General features: G+C 74.7%; 18 protein-coding genes. 8 read left to right on the top strand and 10 right to left on the bottom strand.

Translation table 11 applies throughout. From position 1 onward, the window contains the following. Positions 1-24: 24 nt before the first annotated feature. The gene (locus tag ACRAS8_RS05005; protein ID WP_438484557.1) at positions 25-603 is read right to left on the bottom strand and encodes a DUF2165 domain-containing protein; all 579 of its coding nucleotides are present in this window, start codon (positions 601-603) and stop codon (positions 25-27) included. A 125-nt stretch (positions 604-728) separates the two neighbouring features. Between ACRAS8_RS05005 and ACRAS8_RS05000 the strand changes: the two genes are divergently transcribed. Further along, the gene (locus tag ACRAS8_RS05000; RefSeq protein WP_438484556.1) at positions 729-1,793 is read left to right on the top strand and encodes a phosphatidylinositol-specific phospholipase C domain-containing protein; all 1,065 of its coding nucleotides are present in this window, start codon (positions 729-731) and stop codon (positions 1,791-1,793) included. An 8-nt stretch (positions 1,794-1,801) separates the two neighbouring features. Here the strand turns inward: ACRAS8_RS05000 and ACRAS8_RS04995 are convergent, their stop codons facing one another. The 7 genes from ACRAS8_RS04995 to ACRAS8_RS04965 all read right to left on the bottom strand — a co-directional run bounded on the left by ACRAS8_RS04995 (position 1,802) and on the right by ACRAS8_RS04965 (position 9,786). Continuing rightward, positions 1,802-2,863 carry a trypsin-like serine peptidase gene (locus ACRAS8_RS04995; protein WP_438484555.1) on the bottom strand — a complete coding sequence of 354 codons (1,062 nt, stop codon included), beginning with the start codon at positions 2,861-2,863 and terminating at the stop codon, positions 1,802-1,804. Positions 2,864-3,056: 193 nt separating this feature from the next. Next, positions 3,057-3,971 carry a phosphatidylinositol-specific phospholipase C gene (locus ACRAS8_RS04990; protein ID WP_438490345.1) on the bottom strand — a complete coding sequence of 305 codons (915 nt, stop codon included), beginning with the start codon at positions 3,969-3,971 and terminating at the stop codon, positions 3,057-3,059. A 90-nt stretch (positions 3,972-4,061) separates the two neighbouring features. Continuing rightward, positions 4,062-5,024, bottom strand: coding sequence for an L-histidine N(alpha)-methyltransferase (egtD, locus tag ACRAS8_RS04985; RefSeq protein WP_438484554.1), 963 nt, complete (start codon positions 5,022-5,024; stop codon positions 4,062-4,064). Further along, positions 5,021-5,776, bottom strand: coding sequence for an ergothioneine biosynthesis protein EgtC (gene egtC, locus ACRAS8_RS04980; RefSeq protein ID WP_438484553.1), 756 nt, complete (start codon positions 5,774-5,776; stop codon positions 5,021-5,023). The genes egtD and egtC overlap by 4 nt, the downstream gene beginning before the upstream one ends. Continuing rightward, on the bottom strand, positions 5,776-7,101 hold the full coding sequence (gene egtB / locus ACRAS8_RS04975; RefSeq protein WP_438484552.1) for an ergothioneine biosynthesis protein EgtB: 1,326 nt from the start codon (positions 7,099-7,101) through the stop codon (positions 5,776-5,778). Before egtB ends, egtC begins: the two co-directional genes overlap by 1 nt. Beyond that, entirely contained in the window at positions 7,098-8,351 is a 1,254-nt protein-coding gene (gene egtA, locus ACRAS8_RS04970; protein WP_438484551.1) for an ergothioneine biosynthesis glutamate--cysteine ligase EgtA, read from the bottom strand. Before egtA ends, egtB begins: the two co-directional genes overlap by 4 nt. A 223-nt stretch (positions 8,352-8,574) precedes the next feature. Further along, the gene (locus ACRAS8_RS04965; RefSeq protein ID WP_438484550.1) at positions 8,575-9,786 is read right to left on the bottom strand and encodes a pyridoxal phosphate-dependent aminotransferase; all 1,212 of its coding nucleotides are present in this window, start codon (positions 9,784-9,786) and stop codon (positions 8,575-8,577) included. Between the two features lie 115 nt (positions 9,787-9,901). On the opposite strand from ACRAS8_RS04965, the gene ACRAS8_RS04960 reads away from it, so the two are divergent. Then, positions 9,902-10,546 carry a winged helix-turn-helix transcriptional regulator gene (locus ACRAS8_RS04960; RefSeq protein ID WP_438484549.1) on the top strand — a complete coding sequence of 215 codons (645 nt, stop codon included), beginning with the start codon at positions 9,902-9,904 and terminating at the stop codon, positions 10,544-10,546. A 35-nt stretch (positions 10,547-10,581) separates the two neighbouring features. Here the strand turns inward: ACRAS8_RS04960 and ACRAS8_RS04955 are convergent, their stop codons facing one another. Then, entirely contained in the window at positions 10,582-11,475 is an 894-nt protein-coding gene (locus tag ACRAS8_RS04955; RefSeq protein WP_438484548.1) for a helix-turn-helix transcriptional regulator, read from the bottom strand. A 235-nt stretch (positions 11,476-11,710) separates the two neighbouring features. Here ACRAS8_RS04955 and ACRAS8_RS04950 point away from each other — a divergent pair, with 235 nt between their 5' ends. Genes ACRAS8_RS04950 through ACRAS8_RS04940 form a run of 3 tightly spaced genes read left to right on the top strand, consistent with a single transcriptional unit; the run spans position 11,711 to position 15,050 of the window. Next, a complete protein-coding gene (locus tag ACRAS8_RS04950) occupies positions 11,711-12,709 on the top strand; it encodes an NADPH:quinone oxidoreductase family protein (RefSeq protein ID WP_438484547.1) in 999 nt (332 codons plus the stop codon). Then, the gene (locus tag ACRAS8_RS04945) at positions 12,706-13,896 is read left to right on the top strand and encodes an acyl-CoA dehydrogenase family protein (RefSeq protein WP_438484546.1); all 1,191 of its coding nucleotides are present in this window, start codon (positions 12,706-12,708) and stop codon (positions 13,894-13,896) included. The genes ACRAS8_RS04950 and ACRAS8_RS04945 overlap by 4 nt, the downstream gene beginning before the upstream one ends. After that, the gene (locus ACRAS8_RS04940) at positions 13,893-15,050 is read left to right on the top strand and encodes an acyl-CoA dehydrogenase family protein (protein WP_438484545.1); all 1,158 of its coding nucleotides are present in this window, start codon (positions 13,893-13,895) and stop codon (positions 15,048-15,050) included. Before ACRAS8_RS04945 ends, ACRAS8_RS04940 begins: the two co-directional genes overlap by 4 nt. 30 nt (positions 15,051-15,080) lie before the next feature. Here the strand turns inward: ACRAS8_RS04940 and ACRAS8_RS04935 are convergent, their stop codons facing one another. Then, positions 15,081-15,686: a hypothetical protein gene (locus tag ACRAS8_RS04935; protein WP_438484544.1), complete on the bottom strand. Its 606-nt coding sequence runs from the start codon at positions 15,684-15,686 to the stop codon at positions 15,081-15,083. A 276-nt stretch (positions 15,687-15,962) separates the two neighbouring features. Between ACRAS8_RS04935 and ACRAS8_RS04930 the strand changes: the two genes are divergently transcribed. From ACRAS8_RS04930 to ACRAS8_RS04920, 3 genes are all read left to right on the top strand, one after another. Beyond that, on the top strand, positions 15,963-17,312 hold the full coding sequence (locus ACRAS8_RS04930; protein ID WP_438484543.1) for a hypothetical protein: 1,350 nt from the start codon (positions 15,963-15,965) through the stop codon (positions 17,310-17,312). 429 nt (positions 17,313-17,741) lie between these two features. Then, positions 17,742-18,968, top strand: coding sequence for a S1 family peptidase (locus ACRAS8_RS04925; RefSeq protein ID WP_438484542.1), 1,227 nt, complete (start codon positions 17,742-17,744; stop codon positions 18,966-18,968). 147 nt (positions 18,969-19,115) lie between these two features. Continuing rightward, positions 19,116-20,711 carry an ABC transporter substrate-binding protein gene (locus ACRAS8_RS04920; RefSeq protein ID WP_438484541.1) on the top strand — a complete coding sequence of 532 codons (1,596 nt, stop codon included), beginning with the start codon at positions 19,116-19,118 and terminating at the stop codon, positions 20,709-20,711. The last annotated feature ends 16 nt before the right edge of the window (positions 20,712-20,727 follow it).

The following is a 20,727-nucleotide window of genomic DNA, read 5'->3' as shown; positions in this document are numbered from 1 at the left end:
GCACCCGCCGCCGCTCGCCGATTCCTAGGCGCCGGCAGGGTCGTTCGCGTCGGCGGTGTCCTCCGCGCGCACCGGCCCGGGCTGCCGTCCCGGCGCCCCCGACAGCTGCACCACCAGCAGCACCACACCGGTCATCAGGAAGTTCCGCACCGCGGCCTCCACGCCGTTCCACTGCTTCGACTGCCACATGGCGAACCACTCGCCGCCGATGGCCCAGAAGCCGGCACCGAACAGCACCATCATCATCAGCAGTCCCGCGGTGGCCAGCCCCCGCGCCCGCCCGGCACCGCCGACCCGGCCCCGCAGCGCCCACAGCGCGGTGGCCGCGAGCAGCAGCAGCGCCGACACCGACTCCCACCCGATCACCGCCACATACGCGGCGTTCTGCAGCGCCGGCGAGGTGATGGCCCGCCACATCAGGTCGGGGTCGTGGAAGGTGGTGTCCATCGCCAGCACATGCTGGACGTACTGCTGGTTGGTGCCGAAGTCGGTGATGTTGCCGAAGGCCACCAGCGTGATGTAGAGGGCGACCGTGCCCGTCAGCACCGCCGCCGCCCACGACAGTCCCTTCGAGGCGGTCTCGCCGCTCCCCCGGTTCCGCATCCGCACACCTTTCGTTGATCGTTCGCGTCGCTGACCGTATCGTGCCCGCTCCCGTTCCGCCCGCCCGCCGCCAACTCCCGTACGCTGCTGACCGACCAGCAGGACACCAGGGGAAAGCGGGGCACATGAAAAGGAAGCGGTGTGCGGGAACGGTCGCGGTCGCGGCGGCGGCGGTGATCGCGGCGACCGGACCGGCGGGAGCGGAGTCCGGCACGGCGGCAGCCGCCGCGACGGCCGCCACCGGCACCTACGACACCAGCACGGCGGTCGGCGTCCACAACTCCTACGACAAGGCCAAGTACCCGTACTTCGCCGACGCGTTGGACTCCGGTGCCGCACTCGTCGAGGTGGACGTCTGGACCAACGGCCTCGGCGGCAGCTGGCGGGTCTCGCACAGCAACCCGCTCGGCAACAGCAACAACTGCGTCGGCGCCACCACCGCCGCCGAACTGCGCACCAAGGACCGCAACCAGGACCTCGCCGGCTGCCTCGCCGACATGCGTGCCTGGCACGACGCCCACCCCGACCACCGCCCGATCCTCGTCAAGATCGAGATGAAGGACGGCTTCAACGCCAAGGGGGGCCGCGGACCGGCCGAATTCGACGCCCTTATACGCCAGAAGCTCGGCGACGCGGTCTACGGCCCCGGCGACCTGGCGGCCGGCCACGCCACCCTCGACGAGGCGGTCCGGGCCGGCGGCTGGCCCCCGCGCACCGCCCTGGCCGGCAAGTTCCTCTTCGAGCTGATACCGGGCACCGTCGAGGAGCACAACCCGCTCGACAAGCTCTGGACGGACGTGGAGTACGCCGGCCACCTCAAGGACCTCGCCGCACAGGGGAAGTTGCGCCGGGCGACCGCCTTCCCCGCCGTCCACGGCGCCGCGCCCGGCGACCCCCGCGACCGCTACGCCGACCCGGCCCTGCGCCCCTGGTTCGTGGTCTTCGACGGCGACGCGGCCACGTACCTCGACGGCACCATCGACACCTCCTGGTACGACACCCGCCACTACCTGCTCGTCATGACCGACGCCCACAAGGTCCCGCCGGCCCTGGACCCCACGCACCCCACCGAGGCGGACGCCCTGGCCCGGGTCGGCAAACTCGCCGCCGCCCACGCCAGTTTCGCCACCGCCGACTGGTACCCGCTGCCGTCCGTCCTGCGCACGGTCCTCCCGCGCGGCGGCGCCTGACCGGCCCGCTACCTGCCGGCCGCCGGCTCACCCCGGACGGCCCGCCGGTACAGCGCCGCCACCTCCGCCCCGAAGCGGCTGCTGTACGAGGTGTTGTCGTCACCGCCCTCGTCCTGGCCGCCGATCACCCCGATCAGCGTGCCGGTGCCGGTCGCCGGATCGATGTCGGTGAGCAGCGGGCCGCCGCTGGTCCCGGTCGGGAAACCGGCGCACGGGAAGCGCACCTGCCCGGGCCCCTCGGCGTCGGCGGTGTGCCGGCAGGTGACGGGGGTGTCGCTGTCGGCCGGGTAGCCGGTCAGCTGCGCCGGCCGCCCGGGCGGGGCGTCGAACCGGATCCGCTCGGCGCCGGTGACGTCCTCGATGCGCTGGTCCGTACCGCCGTGCCGGCGCACCCGGAGGAACGCCACGTCGTGGTCCGGGTCCCGGTCGGCGATCCACCGCGGGTCCACGTCGATCCGGGTCGGCACCCACAGCCCGTACGGCGCGATCCCGTCGTGCAGGCCGGGCGCGAACACCAGCCGGGTACGGAAGCCGCCGTCGTGGACGCAGTGCGCGGCGGTGGCGACGAGGTTCCCGGCGGGGGAGTGCACCACGCTCGCCGTGCAGTAGTGGCCGGTCTCGCCGTCGTCACCGGGGGAGAACAGCGCACCGACCGCCGGCGCCGGGGCCGCCGGGCCGGCCACCAGCGGCCGGGAGACGGGCAGCGGGGCCGGGGCGCCGCCGGCCGTCCGCGCGGCGACGGCCGGCGGCGCCCCCGGCTCCTCGCGGTACGGGCCGGCCAGCACCGCGGCGGCGGCCCGGTCGCCGGCCGCCCGCGAGGCGAGATACGTCCCGGTGACCGGGTCCCCGGGCGCCACGTACGGGTCCTGACGCACCGACTTCAGCGCCAGCGCCGCCCCGCCCACGACGACCGTCACCAGCCCGAGCGCCGCGGTCACCCGCAGCGGCACCCCGGCGCGGGCCCGGCCGGTGCGCACCGGCCCGCCGGACCCTCGCCACTCGGCCGCGGGACCGGCCGCCCGCGGCCCGTCCTGCGCCGCCGCCCCGGGCTCGCGTTCGCTCGTCTCCACCAGGTGCCGCCTTGCCGCTTCAGCCGGCGCCGCCGCACCGCCCGTCGTCGTGCGGGCGGGGCAGCGCCGGAACCAGACATTTCAACCAGTCTGATGCACAGCGGCGGGTAGTGGTTCGGTTCGACGGCCGATCACGTGTGCGCCTGAGCCGGCGGAGTGACGACCGGGGCGCTTCCGACGCCACGGAGATCCGTCAGAAGCGCCCTGGATGAGCGAGTCCGGCCAGGTTGTGCCGGATCAGGGTCCCGGCCATCCCGTACTCGTCGGGGAAGTCCATCGGGACGATGCCCAGCCCCCGCCAGGCGCTGCCCTCCCCTTCCAGCAGCTCCCTGACCCGCGGGTTGAGCCGGTCGGCGTTGGACCGCGGCGGCAGCAGCGCGGCGGTCGAGACGTAGTTGACGAGGAGCTTGCCGGGCTGCCCGACCGCCTTGCGGAACTGCGCCTCGACCTTGGGGTACTTCCCGATCGGCTCGGCCATGTAGTCGTCCTGGACGTCGAACAGCGCCGGGTCGGCGTACCGCACCCCGCCCAGCCCCTCCGAGTCCGCCAGCAGCACCACCCGGCCCCGGGCCTCGCCCAGCCGCGGCAGCCCCGGGTCCAGGCGGAACAGCGGCCGGTAGCCCTTGGCGTCCAGGTAGATTTCGAAGATCCGGCGGAACTCCGCCGCGGACACCTCCGAGTATTCCTGCTTGACCCGCATCAGCACCGTCTCGGACGGGTGCGCCCGCAGGAAGTCCCGGCAGGCGTTCAGCACGTCGCCGAACATCAGCTCCTGGTAGAACGCGCCGTGGTGGATCGCGAAGACGCCGTCGACGGCCCGGCAGCGGACGTCCAGGAACCGGATGCCGGACGCCAGCTGCTCGGCGACCGAGGTGTTCTGGCACGCCACCCACGGCCCGCCGATCCGGGCGCCGGAGTCGTGGGTACCAGGGATGGTCAGCCGCTGGACGGGCATGGCGTCGCCGAGCGTGGACATCCAGTCCCGCGTCGGGACGGCCGGCGGGGCCGCGGCCGCCGCGGTCCCGCCGGCGACGCCCGCCAGCATCCCGGCGGCCGTCAGCCCCGCCGCTCCCCTGAGGAAACCCCGCCGATCCAGCGCCGTGCCCATGCCCTGCCCCTCCGTCGAGCCCGTACGGATGTGCGATCGGGGCATCGAACCACATCGGCGGGGGACCGGGCACCCGGCGGACGGGATCCGTCAGACCCGCACCGCCAGGGACAGCGCGAACCGGCCGGCGCGGTCGGTCCACCACTCGGTCAGCTTCAGCCCGGAGGCGGCGAGTTCGGCGCGCACCCCCTCCTCCCGGAACTTCGCGGAGACCTCGGTGCGCAGCTCCTCGCCGGCCGCGAACGGCACGACGAGGTCCACGTCGGGGACCTTGACGGTCAGTTCGGTGCGGGCTCGCAGCCGCATCTCGATCCACTCCTCGGCGGCGTTCCACCGCGCGACGTGGTCGAACTGCGCCGGGTCGAAGTCACCGCCCAGCTCGCGGTTGATGACCGCCAGGACGTTCTTGTTGAAGGCGGCGGTCACCCCGCGGGCGTCGTCGTACGCGGCGACCAGGGTGTCCTCGTCCTTGACCAGGTCGGTGCCGAGCAGCAGGGCGTCCCCGGGCGCGAGCAGGCCGTGCACGGAGCGCAGGAACGCGGCCCGCTCGTCCGGGAGGAGGTTGCCGATGGTGCCGCCGAGGAACGCCAGCAGCCGCGGGCCGGGGGTTTCCGGCAGGGTCAGGCCCGGCTGGAAGTCGGCGACCAGGGCGTGCACGGTCAGTTGCGGGTGCTCGGCCAGCAGCCCCTCGCCGGCCGCCCGCAGCGCGGACTCGCTGACGTCGACCGGCAGATAGGTGTGCAGCCCGGTGAGGGCGCGCAGCAGGTGGCGGGTCTTGTCGGACGATCCCGACCCCAGCTCGATCAGGGTGCGGGCGCCGGTGGCGGCGGCGATCCGGTCCGCGGTGGCGCGCAGGATCTCACGCTCCGCACGGGTCGGGTAGTACTCGGGCAGGGTGGTGATCTCGTCGAACAGCTCGCTGCCGCGGGCGTCGTAGAACCATTTCGGCGGCAGCTGCTTGGGCGTACGGGACAGGCCCGCGACGACGTCGGCGCGCAGCGCGGCCGCGGTGGCGTCGGCGGGGAGGGTGCGGGTGATGCTGAGCGGGCTCACGTTGCGGGCTCCTTGAGCGGGGTGAGTCGGACCTCGGTGCGGGTGGCGCGCAGCAGCGTGCTCTCGGGGACCTCGGTCCAGTGGGGGGATTCGTCGTAGGGCTCGGAGGCGACGACCAGGCCGCCGTCGGGGAGGGTCCGGTGGAAGAGGGTGTCGCCCCAGGTGGTGGCGGCGATCGTGGTGCCGTCGGTCAGCAGCAGGTTGAGCCGCGAGCCGGGGGCCGCCGCGGCGACCTCCTCGACCGTGCCGGCCAGTGCCCGGCCCGGGTCCTCGCCGGCGGCCAGCCGGTGGTGCACCAGGGCCCACAGGAACGCGGTGTCGCTGCGGGCCGCCAGCCGCAGCAGTTCCGCCGCGGGCAGCCCGGCGGCCGGCTCCGCCAGGGTGTCCGGCCAGCCGGCGACCGCGCCGTTGTGGCTGAAGAGGTACCGCCCGGTGGCGAACGGCGCGGCGGCCGCCTCGGCGTCCGCACCGGCCACCGTGGCGTCCCGGACGGCGGCCAGCAGCGCCCCGGTGCGGACCACCCGGGCCAGATCCGGCAGTTGCTCGTCGGCCCAGATCGGCCCGGCCCGGCGGTAGCGCGCCGGCACGGGGTCGCCGGACGCGTACCAGCCGACGCCGAAGCCGTCCGCGTTGACCGTGCCGTGCCGCTGGTGGCGCGGCGCCCAGGACTGCCGGTACAGCCCGTACGGCGGCGCCAGCACCACCTGCCCGAACGGTATCTCCGGCCCCAGATAGGCGAGATGACGGCACATCAGGTCAGCTCCCCGGTCGACGCTTCGGCGTCCCGGGCGGTGCGGAACCCGGCGAAGATCTGCCGCCGCACCGGGAGGTCCCAGTTGCGGAAGGTGCCACGGCAGGCGACCGGGTCGACGGCGAACGAGCCGCCGCGCAGCACCTTGTACGCACCGCCGAAGAACACCTCGGAGTACTCCCGGTAGGGGAACGCGGCGAAGCCGGGGTACGGCAGGAAGTCGCTGCCCGTCCACTCCCAGACGTCGCCGATCAGCTGGCGGACGCCGAGCGGCGAGGCGCCGCCGGGGTAGCTGCCGACCGGCGCCGGCCGCAGGTGCCGCTGGCCGAGGTTGGCCCGGTCCGGCGACGGGTCCGCGTCGCCCCACGGATAGCGCCGGTCCCGCCCGGATGCCGGGTCGTGGCGGGCCGCCTTCTCCCACTCGGCCTCCGTGGGCAGCCGCCGCCCGGCCCACCGGGCGTAGGCGTCCGCCTCGTACCAGCTGACGTGCAGCACCGGCTCGTCCGGCGGCACCGGCTCGGTCACCCCGAACCGGCGGCGCAGCCACTGCCGGCCCTCGCGGCGCCAGAACAGCGGGGCCCGCAGCCGGTGTTCGCGCACCTGCGCCCAGCCCTCCGGGGCCCACCAGCGCGGTTCGTCGTAGCCGCCGTCCTCGATGAAGCGCTGGTAGGCGCCGTTGCTCACGGGGGTGGTGTCGAGGAAGAAGGGCGGCACGATGCGCCGGTGCGCGGGGCGTTCGTTGTCCAGCGCCCAGGGCTCGGTGGACGTCCCCATCCGGAACGGCCCGCCGGGTATCAGGACCTCCGGCGGCAGCGGTCCTGCGGGTGCGGCCGGCGGCTCGGGCGCGGAGAGCACCGGCGGCCCCTTCCGCAGCTGATGGGTGATCAGCATCGTTTCGTCGTGCTGCTGTTCGTGCTGCGCGATCATCCCGAAGGCGAAACCCGACGACAGCAGCGGGCCGCCGTGCAGCTCGGCGCGCTCCAGGACGTCCAGCACCCGGCCGCGCACCTCCGCGACGTAGCCGTGGGCCTCGCCCGGGGACAGCAGCGGCAGCGACGGGCGCGCGGCCCGCGGGTGCTCGAAGGCGTCGTAGACGGAGTCGATGTCGGGGCGCAGCGCGTCGCGGCCGCCGACGGCGCGCAGCAGCCACTGCTCCTCCTGGTTGCCGATGTGCGCCAGATCCCACACCAGCGGCGACATCAGCGGGGAGTGCTGGGCGACCAGGTCGGGCTCCGGCACGCATTCGGTCAGCAGGCGGGTGCGGTCGCGGGCGGCGAGCAGCGCCGCGGCGGCCCGCTCCCGGAACGCCTCGGGGTCGATGGTCACGTGCTGTCCTTCCCACGCAGCGCGTCGAGCTGGTCGTCGGCGGGGCATCTGCCGCGCGCCACATAGCGCTCGGCGAACTCCGCGACCGCGGCCCGGATCTCCAAGGTGGCGCCCAGCCGCGGCAGCGCCTCCTGGGCGGCGTCGAAGCAGGCGACCGCGGCGGCGTGCAGCTCGGGGTCGGTGAGCCCGGCCCGGGCCGCGGTGCGCCACAGTGGATTCTCCGGAGGCGGGTGCCAACCGGCGGTCTCCGCAAGGGGTTTGACGGTGCGATAGGCGAACTCCGCGGCCGCCGGATCGTCGAACAGGGCGGCCGTGACGGCCAGCGGCACGATCCACCCGTCCGCGCCGGGCTGCGCGTCGATCATCCGCAGCTCCAGATGGCCGCGCGGCCGCACCGGCGGGAAGAGCGTGGTGACGTGGTAGTCGAGGTCCTCCAGCGTCACAGGGCGCGGCACGCCACTGCGCACCCACTCGCGGAAGGTGAGGCCCGCCGGCGCGTCCCACGGGCCGTCCGGGCGCCGGACGCACATCACCGGGGCGTCCAGGGCGTAGCGGGCCCACGCGGTGCGCGGCTCCACGTCCTGGGGCGGGGCGAGCGTGCGGCCCGGGTCGAGCCGTGCCCAGATCGCCTGGCGGGTGGTGCGGTAGCCGGTCGGACGCCCCTCGGCGAGCGGGGAGTTGGCGAACGCGGCGGCCAGCACGGCGCCCAGCAGATGCGCCAGCAGCCACCGCCGGCCCAGCCCCAGCGGCCCCGGCTCCTCGTAGCCGGCGTCCAGGCACACCTGGACGGAGGCGGTGCGGCACATCATGGACCGGCCGGCCGGGCCGCGGCGGTCGAAGTACGCCTCCATGGCGTCGTAGCGGGGCGCGGTCAGCACCCGGCGGGGCGGCTGCCAGGGGTCGTGGCCGTGGCCCGCGAGGACGAGGCCCAACTCCCGCAGGACGGGCCGGACCCGGGCGAGATCGGCGGAGACCGCCGCTACGCAGGCGGTCAGTGAGAGGGCGGGCAGCGAGCTGAGCTCCAGCTGGCCGCCGGGTTCGAAGGTGAGGGCGGAGGTGAGCGGCAGGGCCCGCAGGGCGGCCGCCGCACGGTGCATCCGGTCGGTTTCGACCGGACATCGGGGGTTGCGCGCGTCGTGGACCAGCAGCTCGATCTCGACGCCGGTGCGGCGCGGTGGGCCCGTCTTGAAACAGATACCGCTCAGGTGCGCTTCGAGTTCCGCTTCCGATATCGACGGCCGTACGGACATCGCTTCCCTCTCCCCTCCGGGGCGGCGGCTGGATTGCCGTCCCCCACCTAAGCCGCTGATCGCACGCGCCTCAAGAGCGCCTTCCCGCCGCGGAGGGGCCGTGGCGGGTGACGGGGCAGGTGGGACGGGGCGGAGCCGCCGGAAAACTGGTACACCCGTTCGGGTGTCCGCGGCCCCGGCCGGGACGGCGGGCGCCCCGCCCGAGGCCGTGCGCCCGGTGTCCCTACTGCCGGTAGCCGGCCAGGAAGCGGCCGATCCGGCCGATCGCCGCGTCGAGGTCGTCGGCGTGCGGCAGGGTCAGGATCCGGAAGTGGTCCGGGCGCGGCCAGTTGAAACCGGTGCCCTGGACGACCTGGATCTTCTCCCGCAGCAGCAGGTCCAGGACGAACTTCTCGTCGTCGTGGATCTTGTGGACCGCCGGGTCGAGGCGCGGGAAGGCGTACAGCGCGCCCTTGGGCTTGACGCAGGAGACGCCCGGGATCTCGTTGAGCCGCTCCCAGGCCCGGTCGCGCTGCTCGCGCAGCCGGCCGCCGGGCAGGACCAGGTCCGTGATGGTCTGCCGGCCGCCGAGCGCGGCCTGGATCGCGTACTGCGCCGGGGCGTTGGGGCACAGCCGCATCGAGGCGAGGGTGCCCAGTCCCTCCAGGTAGTCCGCGGCGTGCTGCTTGGGGCCGGAGACCACCAGCCAGCCGGAGCGGAAGCCGGCCACCCGGTACGCCTTGGACAGCCCGCTGAAGGTCAGGCACACCAGGTCCGGCGCGAGCACCGCGGCGTGATGGTGGACCGCGTCGTCATACAGGATCCGGTCGTAGATCTCGTCGGCGAAGACCATCAGCTGGTGGCGGCGGGCGAGGTCGAGCATGCCCTCCAGCACCTCGCGCGGATAGACCGCGCCGGTGGGGTTGTTGGGGTTGATGATGACCAGCGCCCGGGTCCGGTCGGTGATCTTCGAGGCGAGGTCGTCGAGGTCCGGGAGCCAGTCGGCGGACTCGTCGCAGAGGTAGTGCACCGGCGTGCCGCCGGCCAGGCTGGTGACCGCCGTCCACAGCGGGAAGTCGGGCGCCGGGATGAGGACTTCGTCCCCGTCGTCGACCAGCGCCTGGACCGCCATCGAGACCAGCTCGGAGACGCCGTTGCCCAGATAGACGTCGTCGACGCCGACGTCCGGCAGATCGGCCTCCTGATAGCGCTGGGCCACCGCCCGGCGGGCGGAGAGGATGCCGCGGGACTCGGTGTAGCCGTGCGCCCGGGAGAGGTTGCGCATCACGTCCTGGAGGATCTCCTCCGGGCACTCGAAGCCGAACACCGCCGGATTGCCGGTGTTCAGCCGCAGCACGCTGTGGCCGGCCTCCTCCAGCGCGTCGGCGTGCTCGATCACCGGCCCGCGGATCTCGTAGCAGACATCGGCCAACTTGCTGGACTGCTTGAACTGCATGCGGCGGCCTCCTCGTCCTCTCTCCCACCGCGGGGCGCGGCAGCACTCGTGACACCGTACTTGGTTTTCCCAACTCCTGACTTGGAAAATCCAATCACATGTCTATGCTGGTGTCATGCCGCGCCGAAGCTATGACCAGTACTGCGCCGTCGCCCGGGCCCTGGACGCCGTGGGCGACCGCTGGACGCTGCTGATCGTCCGGGAACTCCTCGGCGGATCCCGGCGTTACACCGACCTCCACGCCGACCTGCCGGGCGTCAGCACGGACATGCTCGCCTCCCGGCTGAAGGACATGGAGCGCGACGACCTCCTCACCCGCCGCCGCCTCCCCCCGCCCGGCGCCGCCTACGTCTACGAACTCACCCCGCGCGGCCGCGCCCTGCTCCCGGCCCTGACCGCACTCGCCGACTGGGGTGCCCCGGCCCTCGGCGTGCAGCGCCCCACGGACGCGGTCCGCGCCCACTGGTTCGCGGTCCCGCTGATGACCCGGCTCGCCCGCCACTTCGCCGACGGCCCGGTCCGCGTCATCGACATCGCCCTGGACGAGGGCGCCTTCCACATCGTCCTCGACCCGGACGACCCCTCCGCCCCCCGCTACGCCGACGGCCCCGCCCCCCACCCCGACACCGTCCTCCGCATGGACACCGCCACCTGCCTCGCCCTCGCCCACGACCACCTCACCCTCACCGACGCCCTCACCACCGGCCGGATCCACCGCACCGACCCCGAGGAACGCCGAAGCGAGCACGCACCGGCGTGACTTGGGGCGGGTGACCACCTCGCCGGGGGAGGGGCTTACGGGTGCTCGGGTGTGGGGACCCGGGTGTCCGGGGCGTGTTCCGCGGCGAGGAGTCGTAGCGCGGCCTCGGAGGGGGAGCCCTCGGCGGCGGTGAACATGAGGACGGACTGGCCGGAGCCGTCCGGGGTCTGCATCATCTCGAAGTCCAGGGCCACCTCGCCCACCAGCGGATGGTGGAAGTGCTTGGTGCCGAAGGTGCAGTTGCCGACCACATGGCGCGACCACAGGCCGCTGAACTCGGTGCTCTTCATCGACAACTCGCCGATCAGCCCGGCCAGTTGCCGGTCGTCGGGGAGCTGTCCCGCGGCCACCCGCAGGGCGGCGACCGCGCGCCGGGTCTCCTCCTCGCGCCGCGGGTAGAGCTCGCGGGTGTGCGGGTCGAGGAAGAGCAGCCGCTGGGTGTTGGGCCGGTCCAGCGGGCGGGACGGGCTGTCGAAGTCGAGATGGCCGGCGATCAGGGCGTGCCCGAGGCGGTTCCAGGCCAGGACCTCGAAGCGCGGTCCGAGGGCGACGGCCGGTACGGCCCCGACGGCGGCGAGCAGCTGCCGCACACCGGGGCGGGCGGTCGCTGGGCGGACCGCCGGGCGGCGCCGGGCCGGTTCAGGGCGGGCGAGTTGGCGCAGGTGGGCGCGCTCGTCAGGGGTCAGCCGCAGCGCCCGGGCCAGGGCGTCCAGCACGCCCTCCGAGGCGTTGTGGCTCTGCCCCTGTTCGAGGCGGGTGTAGTAGGCGACGCTGACGCCGGCGAGCTGGGCGAGCTCCTCGCGCCGCAGACCGGGAACCCGGCGGCGGGACCCGTAGGAGACCAGGCCGACGTCCTCCGGCTGGAGCCGGGCGCGGCGGGTGCGCAGGAAGTCCCCCAGTGCGGAGGGGCCGGTGGCGGATGCGTCCATGCCCGTCAGTGTGCGTCATGGGGCGGGTGGGGTGCCTGTCCCTGCCAGGGGCAGGCTCCGGCGCCGGGCCGTCCCCGGGCCGTCCCCGAGCCGTCCCCGAGTCGGTGGGGCACCCGCGACGACGGGCGGCCGGAACTGTTCCGTCGATGGATACCGACCGCTTAGTATGCCGCCTGGCGAGGGCCGGGCCCGGCCCCGCACCGGCCGTACGACTTCAGGTCTGTGGAGGCATCAGGTGAAGGCATGGCGCGTGCACGCGAACGGGGAGCCGCGAGCGGTGATGCGGCTGGAGGAGGTGCCGGACCCGCAGCCGGGGCCGGGACAGCTGCTGCTGCGGGTGCGGGCGGCCGACGTCAACTTCCCCGACGCGCTGCTGTGCCGGGGCCAGTACCAGGTTCGGCCGCCGCTCCCGTTCACCCCCGGCGTGGAGATCTGCGGCGAGGTGCTGGCCGTCGGCGAGGGCGCGGCCGGCGAGGTCGGGGCGCGGGTGCTGGCCCAGCCCGCGCTCCCGGGCGGCGGGTTCGCCGAACTCGCGGTCGCCGACGCCGCCACCGTCCGCCCGGCACCCGAGGCGCTGGACGACGCCGAGGCCGCCGCGCTGCACATCGGCTACCAGACCGGCTGGTTCGGACTGCACCGCCGGGCCCGGCTCCAGGCCGGCGAGACACTGCTGGTGCACGCCGCGGCCGGCGGCGTCGGCAGCGCCGCCGTCCAGCTGGGCCGGGCCGCCGGCGCCCGGGTCATCGGCGTCGTCGGCGGCCCCGACAAGGCCCGCACCGCCCGGGAACTGGGCTGCGACCTCGTCCTCGACCGCCGTACCGACGACCTCGTCGCCGCCGTCAAGGACGCCACCGGCGGACGGGGCGCGGACGTGGTCTACGACCCGGTCGGCGGCGACGCGTACGCCAAGTCCACCAAGTGCATCGCCTTCGAGGGCAGGATCGTCGTCGTCGGCTTCGCCGGCGGCACCGTCCCCACCCCGGCCCTCAACCACGCCCTCGTCAAGAACTACTCGATCCTGGGCCTGCACTGGGGCCTGTACAACGCAAAGGACCCGGCCGCCGTCGACGCCTGCCACGAGGAGCTGACCAAGCTCGCCGACCGGGGCGCCGTCGCGCCGCTGATCGGCGGCCGGGTGCCGCTGTCGGCGGCCGCCGACGCCGTCCAGCGGGTCGCCGACGGGGACTCCGTCGGCCGCCTCGTGGTCGTTCCCGGAACGGAGGAGACCCGATGACCGACGCCGCCGACCTGCGCCGGCGCACCACCGACCTGCTCGCCGCCCACCCTCCGGGGGCCACCGACCGGCTGGACTTCCTGCGGGCCCGCTTCGACGCCGGGCTCGCCTGGGTGCACTTCCCCGAGGGCCTCGGCGGCCTGGACGCCCCGCGCTCCCTCCAGGCCGTCGTGGACGCCGAACTCGCCGCCGCCGGCGCCCCGGACAACGACCCCGGCCGGATCGGCATCGGCCTCGGCATGGCCGCCCCGACGATCCTCCGCTACGGCACCGAGGAGCAGAAGAAGCGCTTCCTGCGCCCGCTGTGGACCGGCGAGGAGGTGTGGTGCCAGCTGTTCAGCGAGCCCGGCGCCGGCTCCGACCTGGCCGCGCTGGCCACCCGCGCCGTCCGGGACGAGGACGGCGACGGCGACTGGATCGTGGACGGGCAGAAGGTCTGGACCTCCAGTGCCCACCTGGCGCGCTGGGCGATCCTGATCGCCCGCACCGACCCGGCCGTCCCCAAACACCGCGGACTGACCTACTTCCTCTGCGACATGACCGCCCCCGGCGTCGAGGTGCGGCCGCTGCGCCAGATCACCGGCGAGGCGGAGTTCAACGAGGTTTTCCTCAGCGGCGTGCGGATCCCCGACGCCCACCGCCTCGGCGACGTCGGCGACGGCTGGCAGGTCGCCCGCACCACCCTGATGAACGAGCGGGTCGCCATCGGCGGCGTCCGCACCCCGCGCGAGGGCGGAATGATCGGCGTCGCCGCGGCCGCCTGGCGCGACCGCCCCGAGCTGCGCACCCACGACCTGCACCAGCGGCTGCTGACCCTCTGGGTGGAGGCCGAGGCCGCCCGCCTCACCGGCGAACGGCTGCGCCAGCAGCTGTCCGAGGGCCAGCCCGGGCCCGAGGGCAGCGGGATGAAACTGGCCTTCGCCCGGCTCGCCCAGCAGATCAGCGGCTGGGAGGTGGAGTTCCGCGGCGAGGACGGCCTCACCTACGACGACTGGACCCTGCGCCGCCCCGAGAGCGTCGACTTCACCGGCCGCGAGGCCGGCTACCGCTATCTGCGCGCCAAGGGGAACTCCATCGAGGGAGGCACCTCCGAAGTGCTGCTCAACATCGTCGCCGAGCGCGTCCTGGGCCTGCCGCCCGAGCCGCGCACCGACAAGGACGCCGCGTGGAAGGACCTCCCCCGATGACCCCCACGACCCCGGCCCCCACGACCCCCGCCGAACCCGACCTCCTCTACTCCGAGGAGGAGGACGCCCTGCGCGCAGCCGTACGGGCGCTGCTCACCGACCGCGCGGATCCGGCCGCCGTGCTCGCCGCCGTGGAGACCGGCCGGCCTCACGACCCGGACCTGTGGCACGCCCTGACCGCCGGGATCGGCGCCGCCGGGCTGCTCGTCCCCGAGAAGCTCGGCGGACAGGGCGCCGGCCCCCGGGAGGCCGCCGTCGTCCTGGAGGAACTGGGGCGCGCGGTGGCGCCGGTGCCCTATCTGACCAGTGCGGTGCTCGCGGTCACCGCACTGCTCGGCTGCGACACCGCCCGGCCCGAGGTCGCCGGCCCTTTGGCCGCGCTCGCCGAGGGCCGCACCCTCGGCGCGCTCGCCGTGCCGCTGCCGACCGCACCGGGCGGGACCGGCCCGGCCACCGTACGGGCGGACGCCGCCGGCGCCCTCACCGGGCGGATCACCTCCGTCGCGGACGCCGCCGGCGCCGGGCTGCTGCTCGTCCCGGCCGACGGCCCGGACGGCCCGGCCCTGCACGCGGTGGACGCCGCGGCCCACGGCGTGCGCATCGAGCCGGTCACCCCGCTCGACCTGACGCGGCCCCTGGCCCATGTGGTCCTCGACGGTGCCGCCGGCCGCCCGCTGGTCCGCGGGGAGCGGGCCCGCGCCGCCGTCGAGCGCGCGCTGCGCACCGGCGCCGGACTCCTCGCCTCCGAACAGCTCGGACTCGCCGAGTGGTGCCTGGCCGAAACCGTGCGGTACACCCGCGAGCGCACCCAGTTCGGCCGCCCGATCGGCTCCTTCCAGGCCCTCAAGCACCGGATGGCCGCCCTGTGGCTGGACGTCGCCGCGGCCCGGGCCGCGGCCCGCAACGCCGCCGACGCGCTGGCCGGCGACACCCCGGACGCGCCGGTCGCGGTCGCGGTGGCCCAGGCGTACTGCGCGCCGGTGGCGGTCCGCGCCGCCGAGGAGTGCATCCAGCTGCACGGCGGCATCGGGATGACCTGGGAGCACCCCGCGCACCTCTTCCTCAAGCGCGCCAAGAGCGACGAGCTCGCCCTCGGCACACCGGGCCGCCACCGGGCGGCGCTGGCCGGACTGGTCGACCTGGCCGCGCCGTAGAGCGCCGCCCCAACGCGCCGCCCCGGCCGGTCAGTTGGTGACTGCGAACGGCCGGCTGAAGGCGTGCGCGGCGCCGTTGCCGGCGGCCACCTCCAGGGCGTAGGCCCGGCCGGGCGGCACCTCGGGGAGCGTCACCAGGGCCTCGCCGGCCGGTCCGGCGCCGGCCCGCGGGGAGACCATCGCCAGTCGCTGTATCCGCCCCCGGCCGGCGGCCGCGTTCAGCCAGACGTCCACCTCGGTGCCGGTGGTGTTGGTCCAGGCGACCGGGAAGCTGCCCTTGGCCCGCAGGCTGGGCGGGCCGGCGGGCCCGGTGACCTGGATCCGCCCGGCCGGTCGCCCGGCGGCGGGCGGCGGCGCGGCCGGGCGGGAGCCGGCGGGGCGGACCGGCGCCGGTCCGGGGGCGCCGAGCGCGGCGTCGGCCGCCGGGCCCTCGGGGACCTCCGGCCCGCCGAGGGAGACCGCGGCGCGGCCGGCGGCGGCCGGACCCGTGGCGGCCGCGGGTGCCGCCGCGGCGATGGCGGACCGCTCGGCGCCGGGGTGGCGGGTGGGGGCCAGTTCGAGGACCAGCGTGCAGCCGACCGCGGTGGCGGCGACGGCGATGGCGAGGGAGTTGGCGGTCTCGGCGACCCTGCCCATCGTGTCCTCCTTTCGTCGGGGAGGGACGAGTCGTTCCCCCTTCCGCGGGCGCCGCCGCGGGGCGGTCCCGGGCGCCGTCGGGGAAGGGACGAGCCCGAACATCCCCGGCGACCTTGATCATCAAAAAGCCGCGCCCGGCGTCCACCTGGATGGACAGCCCCGGCGCGACAGGGCCGCCGCGGCACCGCATACTGCCCGCCACCCCCGGACGTTCGGTAAAAATTCGGCAAATAGGCAAGGGTGTCCTGAAAGTGCGGTTCGGGTAGCGTCGGAGCCATGAAGACCGCAATCCGCCAGGCGCTGATCGGACCGGTTCTCCTGCTGCTGGCGGCCCTCCTCGCGACGGTCACGGTGGCCGTACCCGGCGCGCACGCCGTGGGCGGTCTGGACGAGGCGGCCGCCGCCCTGCGGAAGGGCCCGGTCTATGTCGATCCCCGCGCCTCGGACCGGTTTTCGGCCGGCCAGGCGGACGCCCTCGCCAAGAAGATCAAGGACTCCGGCAAACCGGTCTTCGTCGCCGTCCTGCCCCGGACCTCCGACTACCAGCCGGCCACCCTCCTCCGGGACCTGCGCACCAAGGTCGGCATCAGCGGCGTCTACGCCGTCGAACTCGGCGACGGCTTCAACGCCGGCGCCGACCCCCGGGTGATGCCGCGCACCGCCGTCCAGAACCTCGTCGGCGCCGTCGAACGCTCCCGGTACCCGACGGTCTCCGCGCGCCTGAACAGCTTCGTCGACACCGCCGTCACCGAGGCCCGCGGCCACGCCCCGGCCTCCTGGGGCGGCACCGGCGGCGGCTTCGGCACCGGCACCGCCGTCGGCATCGGCGCGCTGATCGTCATCGGGGGCGGCGGCGCCTACGCCATCGCCCGCCGCAACCGCCGCAAGCGGGCCGAGGAGGAGCGCGCCGCCCTCGAAGACCTGCGCATCGTGGTCGACGAGGACATCACCGCCTTCGGCGAGGAACTGGACCGGCTGGACTTCGACCCGTCGGCGCCCGGCGCCGACGACCCGATGCGCGCCGACTACGCCCGCGCCCTGGACGCCTACGAGGACGCCAAGTCGGCGATGGCCGCGGCCGAGCACCCCGGCGACGTCCAGGCGGTGACCAGGGAACTGGAGGAGGGCCGCTTCGCGCTCGCCACCCTCGCCGCCCGCCGCGCCGGCGAGCCGCTGCCCGAGCGCCGGCTGCCCTGCTTCTTCGACCCCCGGCACGGCCCCTCCGTCACCGACGCCGTCTGGGCCCCGCCCGGCGGCGCCGAGCGCACCGTCCCGGTCTGCGCCGCCGACAAGAGCCGCCTGGACGACGGCCGCGAACCGCTGGCCCGCACGGTCCGCACCCCACAGGGCGACCGCCCCTACTGGGACGCGGGCCCCGCCTACGCCCCCTGGGCCGGCGGCTACTTCGGCGGCGGGCTGCTCCCGGGCCTCCTCGTCGGCACCACCCTCGGCCACCTGATGATGACCGGCCCCGCCTACGGCGCCGACCTCGGTGGCTACGAGGGCGCGGGCGGCGGCGACGTCACGGGCGGCGACTTCGATCCCGGTGACTTCGGCGGCGGCTTCGGCGACGGCGGCGGGGGCTTCGGGGGCGGCGGCGACGGCGGCTTCGGCGGCGACTTCTGAGCCACCCCGGCCGCCCGTCCGGTCACCCCTCCCGGCACAGGCGCGGCACCCGGTCCGGACCGACACGGACCCCGACGTGCGCGCCGTACCCCTCCGACCGCCCGGCGCCCGCCCCGCCGTCGAAGAGCACCGGCTCCAGCGGCCCCGACGCGACGGCCCGCCGGTGGTGACGGGCATTCAGGTGCCCCGGCTCCCGGATGGCGGGCGGCCGAGCAGGGGACGTTGCGCAGCGCCCCGGGCGGCGCCCCGAACGCGACGAGGCCGTGGGCGATGGGGACTTGGCGGCGACCGGCGGGGGACCACCGCGCCATCATGCCGCCGCTCTCCCCGTGCCGGCCCGTGCGGTGTCGGCGAGGCTCGTTGAGGGCCGATCCCTGCACCCGCCCACCTCCGGACGGGATGTGTACTCGACACCGCGAGGAGACCCCCATGCAACGCCGCATTCCCAAGGCCGCCCTGTGGAGCGCGGCCGCGGCCGCCCTGGTCGCGGCCGTCACCCCGAACGGCCCGGCGCGGGCCCGGCCGCAGTCCGACCCCGTTCCCCAGCCCGCGCGGCGCAGCATGCTCGACGCGATGCGCCGGGACCTCGGGCTGTCCCCGACCGAGGTCCGGACCCGGCTCGCGCAGGAGGCCGAGGCGCAGCACACCGCCCTGGCCGTGCGCCGGGCACTGTCCGCGCCGCCCGCCGGGATGTGGTTCGACAAGTCGCTCGGCCGGCTCGTCGTCGCGGTCAACGGGCCCGACGACGCCCGGCGGGTCCGGGACGCGGGGGCGGTCCCCAAGACCGTCCGGCACAGCCGGGAGACGCTGCGCGGTGTGGTCCGCCAGATCGCCGACCACGCCGGCCGGGGCGTCCCGGGTGTCACCGGCTGGGGCATCGACGAGCGCGCCAACGGGGTCGTGGTGCGGGTCGACCGTGCCACCCGCACCACCCGCACCGCCGGCTTCGAGAGCGCGATCCGGCAGATCGCGGTCCGCTCCCGGGTCCCGGTCACCGTCGAACGCAGCGACCAGGCCCCGCGCCAGCAGGACGGCACCATCGGCGGCGGCGAACGCTGGATGCCGGGAACCGACGGCATCTGCTCCGTCGGCTTCTCGGTGACCGGTCCCCACCACTTCCAGGGCTTCCTGACGGCCGGTCACTGCACCCTCAAGGCCAACCAGCCCGCCTACGGCAAGGACGGCACCCGCATCGGCACCTCCAACGAGGGCGGGACGCACAGCGTCAACGGCTACGCCGGCGACTACGGCCTGGTGGCGGTGAACCAGCGGGGCTGGAAGCTGACCCCGGAGGTGCGGGGCCAGGGCGGCAGCCCGGTCACCGTCACCGGCGCCCAGAAGGGCATCGTCGGGATGTCGATCTGCCACTCCGGCCAGACCAGCGGCTGGCACTGCGGCGAGATCACCCGCACCGACCAGACCGTGGACTACGGCACCACCGTCATCTCCGGGCTGTCCTTCACCAACGCCTGCTCGGCGGCCGGGGATTCGGGCGGTTCCTACGTCAGCCAGCCCGGCGCCCCCAAGGCCGTGGGCGTGCACTCCGGGGGCGGCGCGGCGACCTGCGACGTCGGCGGGGACACCGTCACCATCTTCCAGCCCATCGACGTGCCGCTGCGGAAGTGGGACCTGAAGCTGGTGACGGGCACCCCGTGACCGCCCGGCCCCGGGGACCCCACACCCCATAGCGGTCCACGGCCGTCCGGGACCGGTTCATGACCACACCTTTACGACTGTTTTAATGGCAGCCCCGGAAATGCGAGCGGTTCGCAACAACAGTCGATCTTCAAAAGGGGTGTGGGCATGACGTCCCGGTCCATACGGCGCGCGGTCGCCACGGCACTGGCGGCCACCACGGCGCTCACCGCGGCAGCCTGCGCCGCGCCGCACGAGGGCCGCGGCAGCACCAAGCCCACCGACCGCGCCGTCGTCGGCATCGCCTACGAACCCGAGACCCTCAGCCCCCTCCTCGGCTACGGCAAGGACGGCAACTCCAAGATCTTCGACGGACTGCTCACCCACGACGCCGGCATGCACCTCAAGCCCGCACTCGCCGCCGCCCTCCCCAAGGTCACCGACGGCGGCAAGACCTACACCTACACCCTCCGCCCCGGCGTCACCTTCAGCGACGGCAAGCCCTTCACCGCCGACGACGTCGTCTTCACCTACGACACCATCCTCGACGAGAAGACCAACAACGCCTCCAAGGCCGAACTCGACGCCCTCGACACCGTCGAGAAGAAGGACGACCGGACCGTCGTCTTCCACCTGAAGTACCCCTACGCGCCGTTCGCCGAGCGCACCGTCCTGCCCATCGCCCCCCGGCACCTCGCCGGTCAACAGGACGTCAACACCGGCCCCTTCACCACCCACCCCGTCGGCACCGGCCCCTACGTCCTCACCAAGTGGTCCAAGGGCGAGAAGCTCACCTTCACCGCCAACCCCCACTACTGGGGCGGCACACCCAAGGTGAAGCACCTCACCATGGCGGTCATCAAGGACGACGACATCCGCGCCACCCGGCTGCGCTCCGGCGACCTCGACGGCGCCATCCTCCCGCCCGAACTCGCCGCCACCTTCAAGACCGACAAGAGCCGCACCACCCTCGCCGCCAAGACCTTCGACTACCGCAACGTCACCCTGCCCAGCGCCAACCCCGTCACCGGCGACCGGACCGTCCGCCGGGCACTCGACCTCGCCGTCGACCGCCAGGCCATGGTCGACGGCATCCTCAGCGGCGCCGGCAAGCCCGCCTACGGCCCGGTGCCCACCGACAGCCCCTGGTTCGCCAAGGGCACCCAGCGCCCGCACGACCCCGGCAGAGCCCAGCGCCTCCTCGACGACGCCGGCTGGAAGAAGGGCCCCGACGGCATCCGCGCCAAGAACGGACAGCGCGCCTCCTTCACCCTCTGGTACCTCTCCGGCGACAAGCTCCGCCAGGAACACGCCCTCGCCTTCGCCTCCGACGCCAAGAAGGCCGGCATCGAGGCCAAGGTCGAGTCCGGCACCTGGGAGGCCATCGAGCCCCGCATGAAGCAGGACGCCGTCCTCGCCGGCGGCGGCAGCCCCGCCGACCCCGACTTCGACCAGTACCTGCTGCTGCACTCCTCACTCGCCGGCGACGGCTTCAACAACATGTCCCGCTACGCCAACAAGACCGTCGACGACCAACTCGTCACCGCCCGCCGCACCGCCGACCCCACGGCCCGCAAGGCCGCCTACGACACCATCCAGCGCGAACTGGCCGACGACCCCGCCTACATCTTCCTCACCCACGTCGACCACCTCTACGTCGTCGACGACCGCTGGAAGGACCTCACCACCCAGGTCGAACCGCACGACCACGGCCTGGCCTCCGGCCCCTGGTGGAACGCCGAGGACTGGCAGCCCGCCAAGTGACCAGCCGCCACCGCCC

The sequence above is a fragment of the Streptomyces sp. S186 genome, assembly GCF_051603415.1.
Taxonomy (GTDB): Bacteria; Actinomycetota; Actinomycetes; order Streptomycetales; family Streptomycetaceae; genus Streptomyces.
Note: the sequence above shows the minus strand (reverse complement) of the source record. Positions and strands in the feature narration are given on the sequence as shown.